21 protein-coding genes are annotated in these 23853 nt (G+C 42.3%); 17 read left to right on the top strand and 4 right to left on the bottom strand.

The genetic code is table 11. The annotated features are described in order from the left end of the window. Positions 1-6: 6 nt before the first annotated feature. From J2T16_RS08885 to J2T16_RS08860, 6 genes are all read left to right on the top strand, one after another. On the top strand, positions 7-144 hold the full coding sequence (locus J2T16_RS08885; RefSeq protein WP_123065008.1) for a paeninodin family lasso peptide: 138 nt from the start codon (positions 7-9) through the stop codon (positions 142-144). 138 nt (positions 145-282) lie between these two features. Next, positions 283-1227: an aldolase gene (locus J2T16_RS08880; protein ID WP_499018166.1), complete on the top strand. Its 945-nt coding sequence runs from the start codon at positions 283-285 to the stop codon at positions 1225-1227. Further along, the gene (locus tag J2T16_RS08875) at positions 1224-1523 is read left to right on the top strand and encodes a lasso peptide biosynthesis PqqD family chaperone (RefSeq protein WP_090919998.1); all 300 of its coding nucleotides are present in this window, start codon (positions 1224-1226) and stop codon (positions 1521-1523) included. The genes J2T16_RS08880 and J2T16_RS08875 overlap by 4 nt, the downstream gene beginning before the upstream one ends. A 4-nt stretch (positions 1524-1527) precedes the next feature. Further along, entirely contained in the window at positions 1528-2010 is a 483-nt protein-coding gene (locus J2T16_RS08870) for a lasso peptide biosynthesis B2 protein (RefSeq protein WP_221786435.1), read from the top strand. Continuing rightward, a complete protein-coding gene (locus J2T16_RS08865; RefSeq protein WP_221786436.1) occupies positions 2000-3196 on the top strand; it encodes a nucleotidyltransferase domain-containing protein in 1197 nt (398 codons plus the stop codon). Before J2T16_RS08870 ends, J2T16_RS08865 begins: the two co-directional genes overlap by 11 nt. A gap of 20 nt (positions 3197-3216) precedes the next feature. After that, complete coding sequence (locus J2T16_RS08860) at positions 3217-5013, top strand: ABC transporter ATP-binding protein (protein WP_499018165.1); 1797 nt, start codon at positions 3217-3219, stop codon at positions 5011-5013. 107 nt (positions 5014-5120) lie between these two features. Here the strand turns inward: J2T16_RS08860 and cysC are convergent, their stop codons facing one another. Continuing rightward, positions 5121-5759 (bottom strand): adenylyl-sulfate kinase, encoded by a 639-nt coding sequence (cysC, locus tag J2T16_RS08855; RefSeq protein ID WP_090920009.1) that lies wholly within the window; start codon positions 5757-5759, stop codon positions 5121-5123. Between the two features lie 148 nt (positions 5760-5907). Here cysC and J2T16_RS08850 point away from each other — a divergent pair, with 148 nt between their 5' ends. Together J2T16_RS08850 and pdaA are read left to right on the top strand one after the other, a co-directional pair. Then, positions 5908-6315 carry a hypothetical protein gene (locus J2T16_RS08850; RefSeq protein WP_499018163.1) on the top strand — a complete coding sequence of 136 codons (408 nt, stop codon included), beginning with the start codon at positions 5908-5910 and terminating at the stop codon, positions 6313-6315. Between the two features lie 100 nt (positions 6316-6415). Beyond that, the gene (pdaA, locus tag J2T16_RS08845; protein ID WP_499018162.1) at positions 6416-7195 is read left to right on the top strand and encodes a delta-lactam-biosynthetic de-N-acetylase; all 780 of its coding nucleotides are present in this window, start codon (positions 6416-6418) and stop codon (positions 7193-7195) included. Between the two features lie 156 nt (positions 7196-7351). On the opposite strand, the gene J2T16_RS08840 is transcribed toward pdaA, so the two are convergent. Both J2T16_RS08840 and J2T16_RS08835 read right to left on the bottom strand, forming a co-directional pair. Further along, positions 7352-8200 (bottom strand): DegV family protein, encoded by an 849-nt coding sequence (locus J2T16_RS08840; protein WP_221786439.1) that lies wholly within the window; start codon positions 8198-8200, stop codon positions 7352-7354. A gap of 111 nt (positions 8201-8311) precedes the next feature. Then, positions 8312-8731, bottom strand: a complete 420-nt coding sequence (locus J2T16_RS08835; protein ID WP_499018161.1) for a hypothetical protein — start codon at positions 8729-8731, stop codon at positions 8312-8314. A 184-nt stretch (positions 8732-8915) separates the two neighbouring features. On the opposite strand from J2T16_RS08835, the gene J2T16_RS08830 reads away from it, so the two are divergent. Continuing rightward, positions 8916-9302, top strand: coding sequence for a DUF423 domain-containing protein (locus tag J2T16_RS08830; protein ID WP_154886792.1), 387 nt, complete (start codon positions 8916-8918; stop codon positions 9300-9302). 100 nt (positions 9303-9402) lie between these two features. Here J2T16_RS08830 and J2T16_RS08825 read toward each other — a convergent pair whose 3' ends face one another. Then, entirely contained in the window at positions 9403-10002 is a 600-nt protein-coding gene (locus J2T16_RS08825) for a hypothetical protein (RefSeq protein ID WP_154886790.1), read from the bottom strand. Positions 10003-10248: 246 nt separating this feature from the next. Here J2T16_RS08825 and J2T16_RS08820 point away from each other — a divergent pair, with 246 nt between their 5' ends. The 8 genes from J2T16_RS08820 (at position 10249) to J2T16_RS08785 (ending at position 23824) form a co-directional block, all read left to right on the top strand. Continuing rightward, the gene (locus J2T16_RS08820) at positions 10249-12978 is read left to right on the top strand and encodes a hypothetical protein (protein ID WP_336122206.1); all 2730 of its coding nucleotides are present in this window, start codon (positions 10249-10251) and stop codon (positions 12976-12978) included. After that, on the top strand, positions 12975-13715 hold the full coding sequence (locus tag J2T16_RS08815; RefSeq protein WP_336122207.1) for a hypothetical protein: 741 nt from the start codon (positions 12975-12977) through the stop codon (positions 13713-13715). Before J2T16_RS08820 ends, J2T16_RS08815 begins: the two co-directional genes overlap by 4 nt. Positions 13716-14034: 319 nt before the next feature. Then, positions 14035-14523 (top strand): YomW family phage-derived protein, encoded by a 489-nt coding sequence (locus J2T16_RS08810; RefSeq protein ID WP_336122208.1) that lies wholly within the window; start codon positions 14035-14037, stop codon positions 14521-14523. 26 nt (positions 14524-14549) lie between these two features. Then, a complete protein-coding gene (locus tag J2T16_RS08805) occupies positions 14550-15236 on the top strand; it encodes a hypothetical protein (RefSeq protein ID WP_499018157.1) in 687 nt (228 codons plus the stop codon). A 55-nt stretch (positions 15237-15291) separates the two neighbouring features. After that, positions 15292-16035 (top strand): YomU family phage tail tube protein, encoded by a 744-nt coding sequence (locus tag J2T16_RS08800; RefSeq protein ID WP_090920040.1) that lies wholly within the window; start codon positions 15292-15294, stop codon positions 16033-16035. Between the two features lie 242 nt (positions 16036-16277). Further along, on the top strand, positions 16278-16775 hold the full coding sequence (locus tag J2T16_RS08795; RefSeq protein WP_499018156.1) for a YomO family phage-derived protein: 498 nt from the start codon (positions 16278-16280) through the stop codon (positions 16773-16775). Between the two features lie 42 nt (positions 16776-16817). Beyond that, on the top strand, positions 16818-17216 hold the full coding sequence (locus J2T16_RS08790) for a hypothetical protein (RefSeq protein WP_499018155.1): 399 nt from the start codon (positions 16818-16820) through the stop codon (positions 17214-17216). A gap of 50 nt (positions 17217-17266) precedes the next feature. After that, entirely contained in the window at positions 17267-23824 is a 6558-nt protein-coding gene (locus J2T16_RS08785) for a phage tail tape measure protein (RefSeq protein WP_499018154.1), read from the top strand. Positions 23825-23853 lie beyond the last annotated feature (29 nt).

The following is a 23853-nucleotide window of genomic DNA, read 5'->3' as shown; positions in this document are numbered from 1 at the left end:
AAAACGATGCAAAACGAAAAAAAGGAATGGCAAGCACCCGTTCTTGAAGTGTTGGATGTGAATGAAACGATGGCAGGGGTAGGATACAGACAAATCGACTGGATCACTGTTCACGATGCCGACATGTACGATCCAACGTCCTAATTTTGTAGTTTCCCCAGCTAGTTCATACTTAAAGGGCGGAAATGCAACCAATCCAGCTTTTTCGCCTCCGCCCTAATATTGAGCTTGTGAATATCAGGGCTTTTTTCATATCTATAAATGAAGGAGGCGCCCTTATTGTTGCCTTTGTACTATGAAGCTTATGGTTTACGCTGGTTGAGTCAGATTCCAATGCCTGAGTTGCAGCGCGCAACTCTGACTGCTGAAACGCAGCAGGATGTAGCTGATGTACAGATCGAGTCTTTTGATCTGGCAGGGTTATGGGAGAAATGGGATGTTGGTAGCGACAACTTTGTGGCGCGAGACGGTTGTCTTTTTTTCAGAATCGAAGATACGGGTCTTTTTTTAATGGAGCATGGCAAAAGAATCGTTGTCTCTCAAGTATCTGGTGCCGATCCGAAAAAAGTCAGGCTGTTTATCCTCGGGACATGCATGTCCGTGATTATGATGCAGCGTGGAATTCTTCCTCTGCACGGAAGCGCAGTTGTGATTGATGGTTGGGCCTACGCGTTCGTTGGGCATTCTGGCGCGGGAAAGTCTACGTTGTCAGCGGCACTGGCCTCACGCGGATATCCTCTTCTCACCGATGATGTGGTTGCCTTGACCTGGGATGCTGGAGGCAGAGCGATCGTATCCCCCGGATATCCCCAGCAGAAATTATGGCAGCCTAGTCTCGAAGGCTTCGGAATGAAGCAGCAGGATTATGCAACGGTGCATGCTGAAATTACGAAATACGCCATACCGGTTCAGCACTACTTTCACGAGAGGGCTGTTCCACTTGGGGGAATCTACGAACTTGTACCTGAGCCGGACCAGGAATCTGGTTCTGTGTATTTGCAGGAGGTAAGTGGTCTGGAACGTCTGCACTTGCTCTGCTCTCATACCTTTCGCGGTGGACTGGTGAATCGCCAAGGACTCGCTCAATGGTTGTTTGAAACAGCTTCAAGACTTTCAGCCAGTGTGGAGATTAACAGAATTAGCAGAACGGGGCACCATTTTACAGCATTTGAAATGGTGGATCGGATCATTAATCATATACGCAAAGGAGTGCAGATAGAAATATGACAGCAATTACACCTATCGATGCGAATGACGTCGTAATCCAGAAGGATGGCAACTTGGTCAGTGATATGGGTGGCGAAAAGGTGATGATGAGCATCAGTTCAGGGAAATATTACAATCTGGGGAGTACAGGCGGACGAATCTGGGAACTGATTGCAGAAGAGAGAACGCTGAATGAATTGATTGAGACGCTTGCTACAGAATATGACATTCAGGCAGAACAATGCCGTGATCAGGTTGTGGCTTTTTTGGAACACCTCTCACGTGAAGGTTTAATCAACATTTCGCGCGGAGTGTAGGAACATGTTTCGTAAAGTGAAGTCCTATTTCTCGCTTCCAGGTAGGATAAGGCGTTTGGTATGGGAGGCTTATATCCTGCTAGGATGGGCTAGAGTGCAGAAGGCAAGGCCGTTTGCCAAAATTGCTCCGAGGCTTGGTACACCTATGGTCGAAACACCTGTTACTGGATTGAATCGGACTCAAGTGACGGAAATAAGAAACATATCGAAAGCCGTTATGATTGCTAGTAAATATACGTTTTGGGAAAGCCAATGTCTTGTTATGGCGATAGCTGCAATGAAAATGCTGGAACGGCGTAATATCGCGAGTACATTATATATGGGTACCGCAAGGAATAAGCAAGGACAACTGATGGCACACGCCTGGCTACGAAGTGGAAAACTGATCGTAACTGGAGCAGATACGATGGATCAATATACGGTCGTCGGCGTGTTTGGCAAACGATGTCCTGAGAAGGGATCTGGAGAGATTGTCTATGACGCATGAAACTGAACTGTATTCCACAGGGTTTCCGAAGGAGCTCAAGCTAATCTTGAGCCTGCTTAGAGATGATCTGGCAGATCTGACTTCCGAGGAGATCAAGGGCCGACTGCACGAGATGGATTGGCCACTTTTTTTACAACTTGTGGTCCATCATCGTCTGTATTCTGTTATTTATGTGAAATTAAAAATGCTGGATCTGCGGTTTATTCCCGAAGCAGTTTTAGGGAGTTTGAAACAGCAGTATACGATTAATACCTTCCGTATGTTACATTTAACAGCCGAAATGGAGCAAGTGTGTGGAGCATTTCGGGAGCGTGGCATTCGCACGATTACACTGAAAGGGCCTGCTCTGGCTCATGATTTGTACGGAGATGTGTCCATGCGGACTTCGAAAGACCTGGATATTTTAATTCCAGTTCAGAATGTGGAGGAAGCTGGCCGTATTCTTGTCGACCTTGGTTACCAGTGCAAAGAAGGAGAAAGGGCGCTTACTGTTCGTAGCTGGAAGTGGCGGGAGCATCATATCTGTTATGTTCATCCGGTCAAACGTACTCAAGTGGAGATCCATTGGCGGCTTAACCCTGATTCTGGCCGGGAAACGGAGTTTGAACTGTTGTGGAAACGAAGCCGATTCAGTTCGTACACCCAGACACCTGTACGTATGCTTGAAAGAGAGGATCTATGGGTTTATTTAGTGACGCATGGTGCAAGACACGGCTGGTTCAGACTGCGGTGGTTACTGGATATCGATCAGATGATTCGTTCGATGCCGCTCGACATGAAAAAGGTAGAACGTCGTTTGAAAGCAGAAGGACGTCTATCCATCGGTTCCCAGACATTACATCTCGTTTCGGATCTGTTGCATACCCCGCTGGGCGATCCGTATTTATCGATTATGGCTACGCGTGAGCGCATGGGAAAGCGACTGGCGAGAGAAGGTGCGCTGTTTATGAACAAAATGTTAGACAGTCCAGAAGAGCTACACAACTATTCATCTTATTTATTCTCTCTTCGTAGTACGAGGCAAAAATGGTTTTTCTTTATTGAGCGGTTATATCCAAGTACTTGGGACGTACATCAATTCCCGCTACCACGTTCCCTGTTTTTTCTGTATTTTCCGTTACGTCCATTTCTCTGGTTCTGGCGGCGCTTCAAAAAAAGCACGATGGCAGAGAGGGGAAAGGTATGATCTCCGAGTTAAATTATTTCATGCGAAAACTGCATCATATTTCTGGGCCTATATTATATTGGAATCTGCTAGCTATGATCTTGATTGGTTTAATGGAAGGAATCGGCATCTACATGCTTGTTCCTATGTTAAGTTTAATTGGTGTTTTTGAGATGGGCTCTTCTGGTATACATATCCCCTGGTTAACGGAGCTACTCCACCGATTCTCGGAAAATGGTCAATTGCTACTTGTTTTACTGGCTTTTGTATTTATCCTCTCAGGACAGGCATGGATGCAGCGTCTTCAGACGATTCGCAATACCCGTATTCAGCAGCAATTCATACGAACGCTGCGTCTGGAAACCTACAGTGCACTACTTCGGGCACGGTGGTCTTTTTTTCTCCAAAAACGAAAATCCGATTTCAACCATATATTAACCACAGAACTTGCCAGGGTAAGTCAGGGAACAAGTCTAGTCCTGCAGATGGCAGCTTCGCTGACTTTTACAGCGATTCAGATCGGGCTGGCTTTCTGGTTATCCGCAAAGCTCACATCGCTTGTACTTATCAGTGGTTTGTTGTTATTTGTATTACTAAGAAAGTTTGTTAGGCGTGCCAAACAGATTGGAGATCAGACTTCCGAATTCTCGCAGAGCTACTACTACGGGATCACGGAGCATTTCAACGGGATTAAGGATATTAAGAGCAATATGCTGGAAAGTTCTCATATCCGCTGGTTTGATCGTATATGCAGCCAAATTGAACGTAATGTGGTGCAGTTTAGTCAGTTAAATACAGGTACACAGCTCATTCATCGGGTGTCAGCGGCGATAATCATTGCGGCGTTTATTTACCTTTCTTTACAGGTGATGTCGGTGCCACCAGCCAACCTGTTATTAATTATTTTGATTTTTTCACGATTATGGCCAAGGTTTACAGCGATTCAGTCTAATCTGGAGTACATCAGTTCAATGTTGCCGGCATTTCGGATCGTGAGAGAGTTGAAGGATCAAACGGAGAAGAACTGTGAGATCCGTGAATCAAGGAAAGAGACAGGTATTTCTGCTTCACAGCCTATTGCTCCAATCGATCTGGTAAAAAGCATCGTGTGTGAGGATGTGGATTACCGTTATGAGGGAAGTGACACGTATGCATTAAAGAATGTGCAAGCATTTATTCCTGCTCAAGGTATGACTGCTATTGTTGGGAAGTCGGGGGCTGGGAAAAGCACATTTGTTGATCTGATCATGGGTCTGGTGAAGCCTGAGAGTGGTCGTATCCTGATTGATGGAAAACCCTTGACTGAGGAACAGTTATTGAACTGGAGAAGTTCGATCGGGTATGTCTCACAAGATCCTTTTTTGTTCCATACCAGCATTCGTGAGAATTTACGTCTGGTTGATCCGGATGCAAGTGAAGAACAGATGTGGCGGGCACTCCAATTTTCTTCCTCCGCTTCATTCGTTCGCAAGCTTCCGCAAGGTCTGGATACCATTATAGGTGATCGCGGCATACGCCTGTCGGGTGGAGAGCGTCAGCGTCTTGTACTGGCTCGGACCATGCTTCGTAACCCTTCTGTATTAGTACTGGATGAAGCAACGAGTGCACTGGACAGTGAAAATGAACAGCAGATCCATGAAGCGCTGGAACGATTAAAAGGACATGTCACAATTATCGTCATTGCACATCGACTCTCCACGATCCGAACCGCAGACCGTGTCATTGTTTTGGAAGAAGGGCAGGTCATCCAAGAAGGCGGATATCAGCAATTATCTATGGATTCGTCAGGCACTTTCAGCAAACTGCTTCATATGCAAGCTGGTGCTGCTGGACAGTAAACCATAAGTTGTAGACTTATTAACGAAGTAAAGAGAAGCGAGTGTTACTAGAATGAAAAAAGGCGTGCCGCAGAGGGACGCCTTTCATATCTATTTCTTGAATTGAATTAATAAGTCAGAGATGAGTTGGTCTGTACAGGAAGATGTAAGGCACCGATTCGTTGCAGATGTTGCACAATTTCTTGAACAGCTTCCTCAATGTTGCATTGTTCGGTATCAATGACGAATGAAGGAGAGGTTGGGATATCGTAGGGAGCAGATATACCAGTAAAATGAGGGATTTCACCTTTGCGAGCTTTTTTGTAGAGTCCCTTGGGATCACGCCGCTCACATTCTTCAATAGAACAACGAACATAAACCTCGATGAAATCCTCCGGTTCAAACAGCTGCCTGACCATCTCCCGATCCTGTGCGTGGGGGGAGATGAATGCCGAAAGCACAAGTAGTCCCGCATCTACCATCAACTTGCTTACTTCTCCGATGCGACGCAGGTTTTCCTGCCGATCTGCAGCGGTGAAACCGAGATCCCGATTCAATCCATGCCGTACATTGTCACCATCAAGCACATAACAGCGAACACCTTGTTCATGCAGGGTTCTCTCCAGTGCAAAGGCAATGGAGGATTTGCCCGCTCCGGATAAACCTGTAAACCATATCGTGCGACTGCGATGTCCGTTGTTATTCTCCCGATCCTGTCGATTTAGACTCGATGCTTGCCAAGTAATATGACGATCTTCCTTCGACATGTTATCCCACCTCTTTTCAACTAATCCTATGTATAATATTTTAACATATTTGCTAGATTATAGACCATGAAAATTATCCGTCAAAGAAGCGTGAACCGTCTGTATATCGGGTATAGATGTTATACACAGAGAGCAGGAGGACAAGATCATGAGTGACAACATTCAAAATATTCAGGTAGGGTTCATATGCCCTGATTGCGGGCAGGAAGTGAACACCTATTTTGTGCAGCAACAAGTGAGCACAGTTCGCTGCGAAGGCTGCAATCGGGCTTATACACTCATGAAACCGACGATCGGAGATGAAATTTTGCTGGATTGGGAGCAGGAGGCTCTATATCATAAATTACGTGCAGAACGCTCTGAAAAGGACAATCATAACATGTCAGCACTCATCATCAAAGTGATAGAGCTTCTAACCTGGCGGGATCAAGGGGACGGTCAGACTCGTGCAGTCCAGACGGTAAAAGATTGGCTGGCTACCAGCGGTAAACCTCAGACTTTACTTGAGCTTTTCCATCAACCAACGCAGTCCTCACGCGAGAATAAACGGATATAACGCTAATGATTACATAATATAGACGCTCTTGCGGCATATTACCTGAAGGTGTTTGTGGACCATTAAACAAACTGAAATTTCAGGGACAGGAGCGGATAACATGAAGCGAACGGTGCTATATCTGCTGCTCGGCTTGTTCACCATTAACATGCTGGCATCACAGGCAGAAGCATCTCCCATTAACGGAGCATACCACTTTGGCTTTAAGAAAAGTCAGAATGGCGAACTGCCTTCCATTGATCAGGAAGGGTTCAAGTCTATTTTGGAGCATAATCATGCCATTTTCTTGGGGGATACCAAACAAAAGGAACTGTATCTGACTTTTGATAATGGATATGAGAATGGGTTCACACCTGCAATACTGGATGTATTGCGAGCGAAGAAGGTTCCGGCAGCTTTCTTTGTTACTGGTCATTATTTGAAGGATCAGCCGGATCTTGTCAAACGTATGGCAGCCGAAGGGCACATTGTTGGGAACCATTCATGGAGCCATCCGGATATGACTCGAATTTCCAACTCACAAATTAAAGAGGAACTGGAAAAAGTGAAATCTGAAGTGCACCGTCTCACGGGGCAACAGGCTACATTTTTGCGTCCACCTCGCGGTATTTTCAACAATCGTACACTTGCTGAGAGTTATGCTCAGGGATATGTCAATGTGTTTTGGTCTATAGCTTATAAGGATTGGGATACGAATGTACAGCGTGGCGCACAATATGCTCAACAACAAGTGCTGAAACAGCTTCATCCAGGGGCTGTCATCTTGCTGCATTCCGTGTCGAAAGACAATACGGAGGCGCTTGGAGCAATCATTGATGAGGCACGCAAGCAAGGTTACGCATTCAAAAGTCTGGATGATCTAAAAACCAGAACCTATTAATGAAGGAGTTGGGCAAGACGAGCATGGATTACGTTAGTTTTAGTTGAGGTCTGGGTATCAAAGAAAATAAGCTTATTTAGTTGTCATCCCCAACCAAATAAAGGACATGCCTAGCAATCTGCTGAGCATGCCCTTTATTTGTTGTTACCATTCGTCCTAATGAATCGTGTTATAGATTATTCCGGTCGTTTTGGGTCCGCAATGACTGCAAACGACGCAACCTGCCGTAGTTAATTCTACGCGCGCTCCGGTTTGCTCCTGCAGCGTCTTTTTCAGGTTTAACGCATCTTCCTCAGCCATGGTATGAACAACGATCACTAAATCCCGATCAATCTGTTCTCTATTGTTGAGTGTGTTTTGAAGCATCTGTTCCAGCGCCTTTTCTCGTTTACCGCGTACTTTGTAGGCGGGGGACATCTTACCATCGGTTACCCGAATGACGGGACGGATTTTAAGTAGGCTACCAATCAGATTTTGCATACCGGAGCAACGTCCGCCTTTATACAAGTATTCCAGAGTATCGATAACAAACTCTGTACGTACCGTTGGTTTCATGGCTTCAATCTGCTGCGTAATCTCGGCCAGCGTTTTTCCTTGTTCTGCTGCATACACAGCTTTCATTACCATCAAGCCAATGCCTGAGGAGAGATTTTTGGAATCCACTACAGAGATGCGCCCCTCTGGAAATTCAGAACTGGCGAGCAGAGCGTTCTGATAGGTTGAAGAAAGCTCAGAAGATAAGGAGATGTAAAAAATATCGTCGCCTTGTTCTATGTAAGGTTGAAATGCGGTCATGAAATCAGCGGGTGAAGGTGCTGCTGTTTTGGGCAGAGAACCATGGCGACTTACACGTTCGTACAGTTGCTCCGGTTTGATCTCTTGTCCGTCCTTCAGGGATTCTTCACCAAACACCACATACAAAGGAATGATGCCGATTTCGTACTGCTGGATCCACTCCGGAGCCAGATCACTGGTGCTGTCCGCAAAAATTTTAATTCGTGGCATGTCAATCTCCTTTTGAATTCAAATATTTGGTCATTCATATGTTAAGTATAACGGGGCAAAGGTTAAGCCACCTAGCTTAATTATAAAGAACCGGGGCTCTCAAGGAAAGCATTACGTCAAGTATATACCGCCAAGTACAAGCACTGTGAAAAACAAAATAAGTAGTCCACTCAGAATCGTGCCAATAACGGCAAAGACTTTCTTGCGATTTTTGAGCGCTAATCCAATAATCCCAAGAATGAGGCCGATGAGATTAAAAACCAGGCAGACAAGAAAAGCCAAAGAACCTAGAACGAATGCCGGATGAATAGCGAGTTCTTCCCGGCTGATTGACGATTCGAGGAGTTCAATGGAGTTATTCAGTACCAGAGACATCAACACAAATGTTACGAGATGCCCTAGAAAACCAACCAGTCCAATAACAAAACTTGCGATCCCCGGTCCTGAATGTTTGAGAGGTATTCCATTGATTTCTGCTGATTCTGGCGGGAGTGTATAGTCATCTGAGTTTGGTGAATTGTAATTATTCATTAGGGTACACTACCTCCTTAAAAGATATCATGATTTGTATAGGATACTGAATGTTTATTACCCTGTATAGTGTCCAGCGATTCTAGATTAGATATTCATAAGGCATTTCTTTTACTTTAGAGCTTGAATTCGCTACAATATATGGAGTAATGGCGTTCGAAACGAATCAAGGGAGAGAGTGGATATGCAACGGAGATGGATGATGCTTGGAGCCATATTAACGATGCTGTCGGTGGCTATTGGTGCATTCGGTGCACATATGCTTAAGGACAAAATTGGTGCAAGTGCAATTGCTACCTACGAAACAGGGGTACAATACCACATGATTCATGCGCTTGCTTTGCTAATTGTAGGATTAACTGCTGGACAGCTAGGAGCATCAACGAAGCTGAAATGGGCAGCGCGTTTGCTGTTCGCGGGTATCATCATTTTTTCAGGAAGCCTCTATGTACTTAGCATCTCGGGTATCAAAATTTTAGGAGCGGTCACACCGATCGGTGGCGTAGCTTTTATTGCTGGCTGGCTGCTGTTTGCAATGGATGTCTGGCAACGGGGCAAGACCAGTCTGTAGCAGTCTTTGTTACAAGAATAATCGTATAACAAAAGCAACCTGTGCCCGAATGTTTACCGCATTCCAGATCAGGTTGCTTTTTTTGTTTGAATCTTTAAGGCTACAGTAAGAACTCATCTATTTCGTTTGTTCTGAATGTGTAAACTTGTTTTTCATCCACATGATAAATGCTAACCACATTGTTATCCCGATCAAAATTAAGTATTCGACAAGGAATGCTCTGATGCTTGCCATGTTTGTTGTTTACGACAATTCGGGTGAGGCGATTTTCTTTAATTAAGGATTCAATCCAAGCATCGAACGAATTCGAATCAGCGACATGGGAAGTGTCTGCAGTAGACTTTTTCTTGTCAACTTTTGAATTTGATTCCTTGGCAACTGGTTCTTGTGGTTGTGATTTGGACGAAACCGAATCAACGATATGGTCTGACTTGTTGGAGTTTAACTGTGCGTTGGAAAATTGTGGTGAATCAAGGAAATTCTGATTAGAGTCAGTAGAACCTGTTTTAGCCTGAGTCATAGCTTCAATGATTTGACCAAGCACAATTCCGGAGTGAATCCGAAAGTCCGCAATTTGTTCTTCTTTGTTTATGAACTCGATCAGGGACTGCAGTGCCAATGCATTTGAACGGCTCTTAATAAGTATATCGACATTAAATAAATAGCCGACGTCATCTTGATTGGATAAGGTTTGTTTCATTCATCCCAGCCCCGTTAAATAATGTGTAAGCACGTATGTACTCTAATATACTATAGCACTAATATGATGGAAATCATAGTACCAAAGACTTAGAAATCGGTTAATTTTAGAACTCAGAATGATCCTTTGTTTTCCTCATATATTCTTCTTTTTTCATCCCGTGATCAAACCTTTTGCAGGCTTCATGAACCTGACCTACAACTATAATTTAGTAATCAGGACAGGAAGAAGCAGGGGGAATAGGGCATGAACATTTCATATCAGAATCGATTGAGATACGTATATAAGGTCACTTCGTCACGAATCCGCAAAGCGAATTATCATCTGAATTTAACGTACCATGACGCCTCGATAAACGGAGAACTAGCAGCAATTGGAAACCATCAGGTGTTTCGATTCATTGATCAGTTGCGTTCACAGAAAAGAATGGAAGAGCAGTGGATAGAGATTCAACATGAACTCCGACGCGTCAAAGCCTTGAAGACGACAGTTCAGCATAAACGAACGCTCAAAAAACTGCATGAGGCACAGAATAAACTCAAATTTGTTCCTGATTATCTGCTCGTCGTCATTGAAACGAATAAGGACTATGATCGCTTAAACTCTTCCAAGGGATTTAGTCTCAACGGTACAAAGTACAAACGTTTGATGGCTACCACTGGAGGGGCCAAAAGTTCAACCGTCATCTACGTAAGCGAGGATATTCACTTGCCATTGGAACGGAGATTGAATAATGGAAGAAACCCGGATATGGAGTTGGTCCCGGCCAAATTGGAGGCTTACAAAGCTCTGGCTTGTAGCACCAGTACTCCAGTCTCTCATCCAGAGCGAGTGCTGGTTATACCTGACTGTGTCACAGAATTTCGTGCAGACATTATTCAGATTGATGACTCCAGGACGGAATATCCTCAGGTAGAAAAGAAAAACGATCACCCCATACAATTGAATATGAGTGATGGATTCGGTTTGATCTCACCCGCTCTTAGCAAGTTATGGGCCGAAGAACTTGGTCATGCCTATATTCCGAGTGGTTTCTGTATTCGTAACAGTTTCTGCAAAGGTATGGTGTTTACATTTGATTATCATGAATTTGCCGATCGGGTCGCGGGTCATTACATGGTCGTGGATGCCTGGGGCGAGTCTGTAGATATACGTGAAGTGGATCTGATTATAACAACGTCTATGCTGAAGCTTTGGCAAGCATACAGCGGTATAAATGACTATTTGTTATGTTGTGGTTATCACGGATACACCTTCAGCGTAACCAAAGTAACACCGGAACAATTAGAGGATGAACGACATCTGAACTATCAGTTCATACAGTCGCTACAGCTCAGTGACAACGAAATTGATGAGCTGATCTCTCCGACAATAAGTACCATCCAAGACGTACTTGGACAAGATTATCGCAAAGCACTTTTATTTCTGAAAGGTATCCATATTCAAGAGCGAGATTACCTGTATAGTCCAGATGATTATATTAAAGGTCTGATGGTTGAAGCCGGATTAATGGACGATCCATTTGTAAAACACAAAATCCATAACCTCATTCGAAAACGAATGAATGAAGCTAAGATTGGAGTTTTACGTGTTAAAGGAAATTTCAGCATTATTTCTGGAGATCCGTATACGTTATGTCAGAGTATGTTTGGTCTGCCTTTGACGGGCTTGTTACAGTCGGATAAGTTTTATTCCCAATACTGGAATGAAAGACAAGTCCCTCAAGTCGCCTGTTTCAGAGCTCCGATGACCTGTCATAACAATATTAAAATACTTCGTTTCAGCGATACCGAAGAGATGCAACATTGGTACCGGTATATGAACACAGTGACGATATTAAATTCTTGGGATACAACAACTCATTCTCTCAATGGTGCAGATATGGATAGCGATCAGGTCTTGACTACCGATAATGCGACGATCCTTGGTGCAATCCAAGAGTTAGAGGCCATTGTGTGCGTACAAAAAACATCAACCAAAAAAATTCCGACGGAGAGTGACCTCATTCAGGCGAACAAAGACAGTTTTGGCGATCTGATCGGTTTTACGACCAACAAGATTACATCGATGTTTGATGTTTTAGCTAGCTATGAGCAGGATACCCCTGAATATAAGGAGATGATGTACAGGATACAATGCGGCCAGCATTATCAGCAGAATGCCATTGATCAGGCCAAAGGGATTGAATGTAAACCTATGCCTAAACACTGGTATGATATCCGCGTTGCTGTACAGGATGAGAATGCGTTGAAACTGGTGGCGGATAAAAAGCCTTATTTTTTCATCTACAATGATCCAGAGCAAAAGAAGGAATATAACACCTATATCGACAAAACCAATCAGAAATGCTTGCAACGGTTTGGGATGACGGTGGAGGAGTTAACAGCCACCCAAGAGCAAGGCGGCTCTGCTGAAATGGTACAGTTCTTGCAACAATACGAACAGAGAATGCCCGTATCTGTGGCTCCTTCTGTCATGAATCGTTTATGCAGACGCGTAGAGAAGCAGTTGGATGAAATCAAGTTCCGAAACTCCAAAAATGGTTTTGATCATGATATTCTGAAAACTTCCAAAAAATACTCGCAAACACGGTACAAGGAGATACAGAAGTTGTATCAGAGGCACAATGAGGAACTTCGAAACTACATGACCCACTCTCGCAAGAGCAAGGTGAACAAGGAAGAACGATCCGCGAGGTGGCAGGTTTTTGTTTCACGTTTCAAGGAGCAGGCATTGGAGATATGTAACAACGAAGAAGATCTCTGTAACATGATTGTGGATATGTGTTATCGCCGAGCAGATCAATCCAAACAATTTGTGTGGGACGTATCCGGTGAGCAGATCATTCGCAATCTGTTGCATCGCAACAGGCAGGTCATCCATTATCCAGTTGCGGCGGAGGCGACGGGGGAATTCGAATATGCGGGCAAGACCTTTAGGATGACGTCTGTTGAAGTGAGTGAGGTTACTTCATGAAGATGATTCTGAACGAACGACAGCACGCAGAAGAAGCACTCGAATATGGAAAGATGGATAAAAAACCTACGAAAACATTGGTGTGTATAGCTAAATATGAATTCGAGCAAGGATATACCCCTGCCGAAGTACAACAGATGTTAGATGGTTTTATGTCGCGTAATTATGCGGATTATAATGCTGTGCAATGGGATGCATACTTAACACGGGTTGTTAACCAAACCGTAAACTGGATCAAAAAGAGAAAAGAAGAACATAAAAGTACAATGATAGAGATTGAAAACATTCCTGTTACGGTAACAGAACTTCAAAAGATTAAAGAACTCCGCAGTATCCGCCTGGAGAAGTTGGCATTTGTTATATTGGTATATAGTAAGATTAACAATCTCATTCATGAAACTAAAGCGTATTGGATTAATAATGATCTGAAAGAGATATACAGTGATTGCGAAATGGCTGTTAGTAAAAAGGATCAGGGCTTATTAATCTATAAATTGATTCAAGAGGGGTATCTTAAAGAAAGCAAACGAGTGGATTCAACGAATGTCCAAGTTTTATTTGCTTCTGAAGGGGATACGATTGCTTTTTATGTAAAGAGGTTTGATGATTTTGTACTTGAATACCTACGTTGGAAAGGTGCCAACATCAAGAATTGTACAGTTTGTGGACGGAACATACATGCCAGATCTAATCGTATGAAGTATTGCAAAAAATGCAAGAAGGAGAAGAGGAACTAGACGTGCAGAGTCAAGATTCCCAATAAATAATGAATGAAAAACCGTGATCACCGGATCATGGTTTTTTTGTTGGAAAATGAGTTTTTTCATCATTAGAAAACGCTTCTCAGCTCAGTCGTACCAAAGCTTTCAGCGATTGTTGAAAATTTTGTTTAGTGATACACAAGGAGAGACTTACCACTATTGCTCCCCTTGTGTGCGCTGACTATTCATTCAAAGGAGGATATTGCTTGGTGATCCATCCTACCTGCTCCGTTAAAAGCTATTCGAAGCAGATCCAGGTTAGAGCTGCCCCAATCCATCAAAAAGGAGGTGTCACATGGTTCAGTCCTCGCTTGCTCGTTTGAGCAATATTAGATCAAGGCTTATCGAACGTATGTTGATGTCAGAGGAGTTAATGAAGGCCGTCGTATATGATTCAACAAACTTCCTCGAACAACCAGCTGTGGTCGATCCGGAACAATACTTATATCAACGGATTTTCCCGATTCGTCATCTTCCTGGAAAAAATGTGAATGAGCAAAAAACCGTTGTTTCGGTCTCGCTTGAGAATATTCAGTCTGTGCAGCGGGAGTATAAATCAGGAATGATTTGTTTCAATGTATACACCCATCTTAATCTGTGTCAGTCCGAGAGCGAACTGCTTCGAACAGATTTTATTATTCGTAAAATTGATGAACTCTTTCATCGAAGTCAGGATTTCGGGATAGAACGATTGGAGTTTGAAAAATTGGATGTTCTTAAGATCCTCAACCCTAACTACTATGGTGACAGCATTACATATCGCATGCTCGATTTTGCCAAATGAATGTACTGGATATCAAATTAAAGACGTTGGCGAACAAACCTGTCCTATTTCAAGGCGTTGTTATTCCACCTAAATCCCTGAATGACATCGTTGAAGATGGGTATGATTTTTTCAGTGAACGATTAAATTTAATCAGTCTTCGCATAGAAGATTTGTTCCCCTCTTTATCTATGAATGATTATGAGGGTACATTAATTGAATTATTGTTGTATATCGGAGATCAGAGCCTTCTTTCCGCATATTTAGATGCATTTCAATATTTTCTGGATGTGCCTGTTCAGTTGAGTGATACACACTCTTGCATCGATGCAGGGGACGTCATGTTATCTTATATCGAACTGGAGCAGATCGCAGGAATTATTAGAATCCAACATTGTGTCGTCACAAAACAAGACGATGATTTTAACCCACTCAATGACAGAGCAAAGGCTCTAAGGGAGAAGATGCTCGCTAGAAAACGTAAAGTGCGGGAATTAAAAGAGGGCTCGGGTGCAGAAGATACACTTACCTTTGTGGACCTCATCTCCATTCTAAGTTCAAACGCAAACGGGATTAACATTCTGAATGTGTTCAACCTGAATTTTTTTCAATTCAATGATCAGTTCAATCGGATGAAGTTACTGGATGATTATGAAGTAAATATTCAGGCTTTGTTACATGGTGCGGATTCCAAAAGTATCAAGTTAAAACACTGGATCTCTCCATTAGATTAAATGTGGAAATAGACCAATCAACCTAAACAATAAAAATAACTGGAGGTTTTATTTTATGAGCAGATACGGATCACGTGAAATTTTGGATGTAGTATTGAAAGATGTAAAAACGGGTGAACCCGTTGTTTATTTGGAAAGTTTGACGACTTCTTCTATCGAGTTTGCGGGACAAACGGTTTATGCCCGTGGCGGTAAGGGGCACCCAAAACTGATCGGTTGGGATTCCGAGAAAGATGTAACGATGACAATGGAGGATGCGCTGATTTCAAAAGAATCTTTGGCAGTACTCACAGGTTCGAAATTTGTAAAGGGAACAAAACCGGTTCACAAAAAAGAAATTGTTGCAGTCAACGCAGATGGTGAGATCAAACTTAGCCATGCTCCATTGACAACCAAACTAACACATTTCTACAAAACGTCCAACGGATCTTCTATGGATGCCAAACTTACTGCAGCGCCGATTACAGGTACCATTGTGACATTTACAGGATCAGCGCTCAACGACGGAGATAAAGTCATTGCAGATTACTACTATGCTGCACCGGATACGACTCAAAGCATGACTGTTGCTTCGGATGTATTCCCGGGAACATACCTGCTTGAAGGAACAACCAACTGGAAAAATGAAGATGGCTTCGATGTTGAAGCGGTGTATACCATCCCTAAATTGAAGGTAATGCCAGGTTTCTCCATTGCAATGGCTTCTTCGGGTGATCCACAACCGTTCACATTCACTTGTGAAGTGTTGAAGGACACTCGCTCCAAAGCCATGGTTACTATTGATGTGTTGGAAGACTAAAATGGATTGATAGGAAGGGTTGGACCTCTCATGGGGTTCGGCCCTTTTTCTGTAATCATTCGTATTGCTTGAGCATTTTACAGAATCATATCACCTCGTTATATGCTTAAATGTTGTATTTCTGTTTACGAAGTACAGCTTTTGTTATGTTTCGCCTGATATCATTAATAATTTGCTCAAGATCAGAGCCTTAATATCAGGGAGTAATTTTCAGAATGAATCCAAAAAGAGGAGTGACATATATGTCGACCACAACAAAAACCAAAAAATTAACAGCAACCGCTTTGAACACACTTGATGCCAAGAACAATAAGCGGAAAAAGATTTATGTAACGGATCAACGTTATGAAGTTCAAATACATACGTTTTTTCGAAAATCACTGATTGATAACGTGAACACCAATTATTTGTCTATTATTGATCAGCTTCGTCAGAAAACCGATGTTACAGATCAGCTCATCAAAGACACGGTGGGTTTGTATAATACACTGCTGTTGAAAGAGTTCACAGATCTGCCAATCCCCAAAAAGCTGGATGTAGAGAAACTCATTAAAGTTACGAATATGTTGCTGGATAACGGCATTATGGAAGAAGTGCTCACCCAATTTCCGGAACAGGAGTTAAAGAAACTGGAGGAACAGTTTAGAGCCCTGCAGGAAAGAATGGCTGCAATGGTATCCGAACTCGCGATTACACGTTCACAACAGGTTGCACACGAGTCCGCACACGAGTCAGTATAATTTGAATCCATCGTCAAAAGGAGCATGTACATGTTAGTTTTCATGAAGGCCAATTTGGAGAAATACATTCTATTCTTGCATGAACTTAAACTGGAAAGTAAAGATAGCCGGGTACGTAGCCGATTCAAAAAAGTACTGGTGGAGCATTATCAACAATTTCAAGAAGAAATGCATGAATTAAAAGAGCAGCACATGTTGAAAAATGAAGACGGCAGTTTTGTGATGCGAAATAGAGCGATGGTTCCACGGGATGTACACAAACTTCAACATGAATTGCAGGAACTTCTTGAAGAAAAGGTGCTCATTGAAGCGACTGGCGAACGCTTGCCGACGTTACAGGGCATCAACCAAATCTTACAACAGTGTACATTGCAGTTGGAGGGAGAAACGGCAGATGTCTACGATGAGTTGTGTGAACAATTTGAACAGTACACCGAATAGGGGCAATTTGTGTAATTGCTCCTTGTTGTGATCAAAGGAGTGATTTATAAATGTCTAGTGATGTGGAATTAAACATAGCGACCAATCAAATGATTACCGATTTGAACAAGGCTCTCCGGGAAATTGCCAGTAAAATGAATTCACTCAAAGTGAAAGTAGACTTTGATCCGAGTTTTTTGCAGGGGATTAGTTCGTATGCGGATGGCATGAACCGATTAAACCATACGATGATTGAGAATAAGATGCTTATGCAGAGTAGCTTGGATGAGTATAAGCGTATGCAAATCAATCAGGAGCGCCTGCGCAATATGACAGCAGCTGAGACAGCGGCGTATGAGAAACAACGGGTATCCATTAAACGTTTGGAACAAGAGTTGGCAGGCTACACCTTAACAAAAGATAAAGCAATTAAAAATCATGCAGGCGTAATTACAGGATATACCAAAACGTATAAAGATGAATTAGGACAACTCCTTACGGTAAACACGAACACTTCTGGTCAAGTGAAAAATTACGATAAAGTGATGGAATATGCGGCGGGACAACGGCGTGCTCTGAATCAAAAGAATCTAGAGAATCAACAACGTGAAGCGACGCTTAGTGAAGAGCAATCTACACGAAGAGCGTTGGAACAACAAACAGCCCTTAAAAATGCTGCCAAAGACGATGCTCATCGGCAAGCGTTACAACAGAACACTAAAATGAATGAAGATTTGCAAAATGCGATTGCGAAAACAGAAGCAAGGATCAATCAAGCTTCCCAAAAATATAACTTAAACGGGAAGGTATCGAATGGTTTAAACACGTTAAGAAGTGATCTGTTACTGCTGAATTCCTCTATGTCAACTGTGGGATACAAAGCAACCGCAGAAAACTTGGCCCTAATTAACGAGCGGCTTAAAGCGACCACCCAATCATCTGCCGGAGCAGGAGGAGAAATCAAGACCCTAGGGGAGGTTATGAAGAGCGCTTCGGCTATGGCTGGGGGATGGATGAGCAATGTCACTTCATTAATTCAGCCTATGGATGTTCTGCGAAAAGCAATTCAGTCCATTATAAGTATGGATGGTCAGATGAATCAATTAGAACGATCGATAGGAAGTTCGTTTAACGAAGAGCGGATGCTGGCTGGCAGTAACCTTATTGCTCAATCCACAGGGCGTAGTATGTCTGAAGTGAACGGCAACTTAATTGGCTTTGCCAATCAAGGATTTGATCAGGCAGACACATTAAGTTTAGGGAAAGCAGCCAGTGTGCTTCAAAATATATCCAGCCTTACACCGGCTGAATCGGTGAACACACTGAGTTTGGCTATGGCTTCTTTTAATATCGAAGCAGATAAAAGTATGAGCATTGCAGATAAGCTCAAAGAAGTTAGCGGAATTTACGGTGTATCCAGCAAAGATCTGGCCTTATCTTTAACATCAGCTGGTGCAGCCGCGAAATCATTCGGGGTTTCCATAGAGGAACTGCTTGGCAATACGGCAGCAATCAGCAGCATCACTCGCGAAAGTGGTGACGTTGTTGGGCGAGGATTGAAGTCGATATACACCAAGCTGGGTTCAGACGAACAATCTAAAGGGATATTAGAATCCGTTGGGATCTCCAAAGCAGATAAAGATGTAACAACATTGCTGGATGAATTGGCTGGAAAATGGAATCAGCTGACCAAGGCGCAACAGCAAAATACAGCCCTGGGTTTAGCCGGACAAGATCAGACAGCGACATTTACCGCGTTGATGCAAAATTGGGGAACTTCCCTGAATGCATCCGAATCGGCTCTGCATTCGCAAGGTGCAGCTATGAAGGACAACGAGATCTATATGGGTTCACTTGGGGCACGAATCCAAAATATGCAGACTGCATGGGAGGGGCTCACCCTTGCTTTAGGCAATGCCTTGGTGTCTGACACCCTCATCACGATCACCTCACTTGTGACGGGACTATTAAACTGGATGTCTAAATTGGGTAATGGTTTTGTAGGCTTTGGAGTAGCGGGCATAGCTGTAGGTTTGTTGAGTGCTTCTTTACGTATTTTGACAGCTGAAGTGACTAGGGCAGTTCTCAGCATCATGGGAATTCCTGCGGCAGCGGTTGCTGCAAGTGCGGGAACAAATGCTTTAAGTATGAGTGTGACGATATTAAAGAATTCGTTCAAAGCCTTACTCGCTAGTACGGGAGTTGGACTTGTTTTTGCCTTGATTGGGACTGGATTAGAGTTTGTCATGGGGATGTTTTCTAGTACTACCCAAGCAACCGAGGATTTTTCGGATAAAACTGAAGCGCTGAACCAGAAGGTGTATGATCTAAATGGGTTAAAAGCCTTGTCGGCTGAGTACGAGCAACTTTCAAACCAAGCTTCTCTTAACTTTGAAGAAAAAACACGACTTGCACAGATTGAAAGTGAGCTGTCTTCGAGATATGGAATAACAACCCAATCGCTAGACGGTCAGACTAAATCTCTTAGCGAGAATACGGAAGCGATTAAGAGGAAAGTAGAGCAACTCGAGACGGAAGCTAAAGCCGATAGATTATCAGCCGAGATGGCCTATAATATGGAATCGGTTCAAATAGAGGATAGAATTAAAGCTAAAAAAACAGAGATAACAATGAAAGAGGACGAACAAAAGACTTCCCAGTCAGCTTACATCGTGCTATCGAAGAAAAAAGATGAATACGATCGAATGGGGCCTGGTAATTACGATAATGATGATTATAAGCAAACAGTATTTGATTTAGGAGTTCATAGCAAGCGGTACGAAACATTGAAAAATGAGCTTGCTCAATTGAATCAAGAGTTTCAAAAAGATATCACTGTTAAAGCTGATGCAATTAAAGGGGCTTATCAAGATTATATCAATCAACAAGAAGCTGAAGGAACAACTGTTAAAGACTCAACTCGAAAATTTGTAGATATTTATGTTGAAATGGCTGCACAAAGCGAAGCTACAGCTGTAGAAATTAAGGACAATGCAGAAGAGATTTTTAATGCTCTGCAAGAAAAGGATTTCAAAACCCCCGAAGAAGCATTGAACTTTCTACAGCAGTTGCCTAACGTTGGTAATTTGACCATAGATACATTAAATAAAGTTAACCAAGCTATTGCCGAAATAGACGTGGCACCATTAGAAGAGTCAATACAGTTTAACGGTGATCTGAGTAAATTTAACGGCGAAGTTAGTAATATCACTTCGGAAATTGGGAAATTGAACTCGGTTATAAACAACTTATCAAAAGGTCAGTCTCTTTCCGCAGAAGAGATGAATGCTTTAATTCAGAAATACCCTGAACTTGCAAAACATGTTCAGCGAACTAAAGATGGATATACCATTGAAAAAAATGCTTTGGAAAGTTTAAAGAAAACCAAAGTGGATTATGTGAAAACATTAGGATTACTTGCACAGCAGGAACTGAACAATAACAATCAAACACTTGTGAGTAAATTGAAGGCTTGGGGTATTGAAATTGAAGCTCTTTCGACACTGGCAGGACTAAATGCAGCGAAAGCTGAGGTGAGACTAAAACTGGCTGCAGAAGTTGAAGTTGAAGACTTTACAGGAAAGGGGATAGAGAATCAAGCAGTTCTAAATCAGTCAGAGAAGGACATTCAAAAACTTATAGCTCCTTATTATGAATATATGGATTCTATTTCTGATTATAGTATATATATGAAAAATTTGATTGGTTCAGTAGACTTATTAGGTATAGGAAATGAAAAATCTGCGAATTCCGCAGACAAGGCTACAAATTCAATCAAACAAGCTAATAATACATACACAGAAACGACAGAAGTTTTAACCGAACTTCAGAAAAAGATTCAAGGTGTAGATAAATCTTTGGATGATCTGCACAATAGACAGAAACATATGGAGACCAGTTCGGCTGCATACCGAAAATCTTTAATGGAGGAAAACTCTCTACTAGAACAGAAGAAAAACCTTCTGCAAAAAGGTATCGATAATCCAGAGAAACTCGTTTCTACTAAAATAAAAACATCAAAGCAATCCGAAGATGAGACCCCTACTCCATTGGATTATATACCAAGCTCTACTAAAAGTTACACTGGCAAATATGCGAACTTTATTAACAAGTATGCCCAGCAGTATAACGTTGACCCTAATATGATCGCGGCAATTATACAAACAGAAAGTGGATTTAACCCGAGTGCTAAGTCACCAGCAGGAGCAGTGGGACTAATGCAGCTGATGCCTGATACAGCGAAAGGATTGGGAGTAAAAAACAGCCTTGATCCTGAGCAGAATATTAAGGGAGGAACACAATACTTCTCAGATCAGTTAGTCAGATTCAAAGGAAATGTTAAACATGCTTTGGCAGCATATAATGCAGGTCCTAATAGAGTGAATAAATGGGTGGAAAATGGAGAAATCAACAATATACCCATCAAAGAAACGAAGAATTACGTACCCAAGGTCATTGCAAATTATAATTCTATATCAGGAATCAAATCTACTAATCCTCCATCGTCAACTTCCAAAAGTTCAGGCGGTACGTCTGTGGTTGTTCCAGCAACATCAGAAGAACTAAATAAAGCGGCAGAAGAAAAGAAGAAAGAAGTTAAAGAGATCGCAGATCTTCAACTCGATAACCGATACAAGCTAATCGATTCGTGGGCCGAATATTATGAATTACAAATTGATAAAGTACAGACTAAAATCTCTAAATCTGCTAGCAGGCAATCGATGCTTCATGTGAACTCTGAAGAATGGCGCAAAGAAGAACAATCACAGATTAGTTATGTTGAGCAACAGATTAAATTAAGAGAGCAAGAGATTGCTAAGATTAAACAGTTACTTCAAGACAAGAAAATAACGTCAGAGAGCTATAACAAACAAATTGCAGAATTGGAATCGAAGAATGTAGAGGATGAATCTCAGATTTATGCCAAGAGAGAGAAAGTGTTCGACTCCTATATCGGAAGTTATACAGATAAACTTTCGCAACAGGATCACCTCGTTTCTCTTTCGAATTCAAAATTAAGAACGATGACCGAAGGTTCGTCAGAGTATAATAAAGAACTGTCAAGTCAGGTTCCTATTCTGCAAGAAAAGAACCGTATTACCCAAGCAGAGATCACATTTGTAGAAAAATTGCTTGCAGGTGGTAAACTAAACGCGGATCAAACCGTAAAATATACAAATATACTGAAAGACTTGAACGTTGCCCTTCTAGACAACAACTCAGCCATAAATGACGTACAAGAGAAATTAAAATCTTTACGTGAAAATGCGGCTGACAAAATCATTGAAGACTATAAAAAGGTCATTGAGCAGCAGCGTGATCTTGCCTTGGATGCGATTGATGAACAACGGAAAGCAGAAGACAAGCGTCATGAAGAACGAAACAAAAACCTGGACGAAGAGCAGAAGAAATTCGAAACATACATCAACGCTCGCTTGAAGGCTCTCGATCGTGAAAATTCCTCTACGGATTACGCAGAAGAGCTGACCAAGAAAAAGAATGAACGTCAGAAAATTGTGGACAAACTCAACGTGCTGTCATTGGACAACTCCATGGAGGCCAAAGCGAAACGCAAAGACCTGACGGAACAACTCACAGCGGTTGATGAAGAGATTGCCAAATATGAACGGGATCGTTCGCGAGAAATGGTCAAGCAGGGATTACAGGATCAGCTCGAAGATCGCAAAAACTACAATGATCAATTAAAAGAAGAAGAAGATAAGCTCAATAAAGATGAAATAGATAAATTAGATGATAAGAAAAAGAAAACGGAACGTCACTACAAAGATATTCTGGAAAATGAGAAGAGCTTCTATCAATTAAAACAAAATTTGATGAGTAATGATGTTGCGGTGGTCAATGCCAGTTTGAATACAATCGGAGAAGCGTATAAAACGTTATTTGATGGCATTCGACAACATGTTTTTGAAACTTCTGTGGAAATGGAAAATTTGATCTATAAATTCGCAGAGCCTGAGAAGGCACTCGCTAAATTTAAAGCGGGCGACTATTCGTCTTCCGATTCAGTGTCACAGACATCTTCAGGCAGTGCAAGCAGCGGTTCATTGGAAGATTTTAAAATCAAGGGCACGACGGAGGCGCGAAGGGACTGGACTTATTATTTAGATAATAAAAGTAAAGCCGAGAACATCAGAAAAGAGATGGGCTTATATAATAAGGACTCCTATAAGTATCAGCAACTGGAGAAGGAGTTTAAAAAGCTGCAAGAGGAGAACCAAAAGTACAGGGATAAGTATCAATTTCCCGATAACAGCTATGCGGAGCTGCTTAAGCTTAAAATTTTCTCTGCAGATACGGGCGGCTTGACCCCAGCATTTACGGGCGCGAAATTCCTGCTTGCTCATGAGAAAGAACTCATTCTAAACCAATCCGATACCTCCAATCTGTTAAAGATTGTAGATGTTGTTCGCGGAATTACAGATCGAATCAAAACCGGATTTGATTTCGGTGCGTTGAAATTTTCACAAAACGATGTTGCTGGAACAACGGATAATCGCATCCAGATTGATAAAGTGGAGATTGTGGCTAAGGATCAGGAGTCGGGTATGAGCTTGCTGGGGAAATTTGAAGAAGCATTAAACAATAAACTCAAGTTGAGAACCATTTAGAGGAAGAGCGTGAGCTCTTCCTTTTTCAT

It is taken from the genome of Paenibacillus intestini (genome assembly GCF_030803945.1).
In the GTDB taxonomy this organism is placed as follows: domain Bacteria; phylum Bacillota; class Bacilli; order Paenibacillales; family Paenibacillaceae; genus Paenibacillus; species Paenibacillus polysaccharolyticus.
Note: the sequence above shows the minus strand (reverse complement) of the source record. Positions and strands in the feature narration are given on the sequence as shown.

What these genes read in the sequence shown, in the direction of transcription:
- J2T16_RS08835 (WP_499018161.1), bottom strand. Translation starts at nt 8,731, where the DNA reads ATGAATAATTACAATTCACCAAACTCAGATGACTATACACTCCCGCCA.
- J2T16_RS08790 (WP_499018155.1), top strand. Translation starts at nt 16,818, where the DNA reads ATGAAGGCCAATTTGGAGAAATACATTCTATTCTTGCATGAACTTAAA.
- J2T16_RS08820 (WP_336122206.1), top strand. Translation starts at nt 10,249, where the DNA reads ATGAACATTTCATATCAGAATCGATTGAGATACGTATATAAGGTCACT.
- pdaA (WP_499018162.1), top strand. Translation starts at nt 6,416, where the DNA reads ATGAAGCGAACGGTGCTATATCTGCTGCTCGGCTTGTTCACCATTAAC.
- J2T16_RS08860 (WP_499018165.1), top strand. Translation starts at nt 3,217, where the DNA reads ATGCGAAAACTGCATCATATTTCTGGGCCTATATTATATTGGAATCTG.
- J2T16_RS08795 (WP_499018156.1), top strand. Translation starts at nt 16,278, where the DNA reads ATGTCGACCACAACAAAAACCAAAAAATTAACAGCAACCGCTTTGAAC.
- J2T16_RS08825 (WP_154886790.1), bottom strand. Translation starts at nt 10,002, where the DNA reads ATGAAACAAACCTTATCCAATCAAGATGACGTCGGCTATTTATTTAAT.
- J2T16_RS08885 (WP_123065008.1), top strand. Translation starts at nt 7, where the DNA reads ATGCAAAACGAAAAAAAGGAATGGCAAGCACCCGTTCTTGAAGTGTTG.
- J2T16_RS08830 (WP_154886792.1), top strand. Translation starts at nt 8,916, where the DNA reads ATGCAACGGAGATGGATGATGCTTGGAGCCATATTAACGATGCTGTCG.
- J2T16_RS08875 (WP_090919998.1), top strand. Translation starts at nt 1,224, where the DNA reads ATGACAGCAATTACACCTATCGATGCGAATGACGTCGTAATCCAGAAG.
- J2T16_RS08865 (WP_221786436.1), top strand. Translation starts at nt 2,000, where the DNA reads ATGACGCATGAAACTGAACTGTATTCCACAGGGTTTCCGAAGGAGCTC.
- J2T16_RS08850 (WP_499018163.1), top strand. Translation starts at nt 5,908, where the DNA reads ATGAGTGACAACATTCAAAATATTCAGGTAGGGTTCATATGCCCTGAT.
- J2T16_RS08785 (WP_499018154.1), top strand. Translation starts at nt 17,267, where the DNA reads ATGTCTAGTGATGTGGAATTAAACATAGCGACCAATCAAATGATTACC.
- J2T16_RS08840 (WP_221786439.1), bottom strand. Translation starts at nt 8,200, where the DNA reads ATGCCACGAATTAAAATTTTTGCGGACAGCACCAGTGATCTGGCTCCG.
- cysC (WP_090920009.1), bottom strand. Translation starts at nt 5,759, where the DNA reads ATGTCGAAGGAAGATCGTCATATTACTTGGCAAGCATCGAGTCTAAAT.
- J2T16_RS08870 (WP_221786435.1), top strand. Translation starts at nt 1,528, where the DNA reads ATGTTTCGTAAAGTGAAGTCCTATTTCTCGCTTCCAGGTAGGATAAGG.
- J2T16_RS08815 (WP_336122207.1), top strand. Translation starts at nt 12,975, where the DNA reads ATGAAGATGATTCTGAACGAACGACAGCACGCAGAAGAAGCACTCGAA.
- J2T16_RS08800 (WP_090920040.1), top strand. Translation starts at nt 15,292, where the DNA reads ATGAGCAGATACGGATCACGTGAAATTTTGGATGTAGTATTGAAAGAT.
- J2T16_RS08810 (WP_336122208.1), top strand. Translation starts at nt 14,035, where the DNA reads ATGGTTCAGTCCTCGCTTGCTCGTTTGAGCAATATTAGATCAAGGCTT.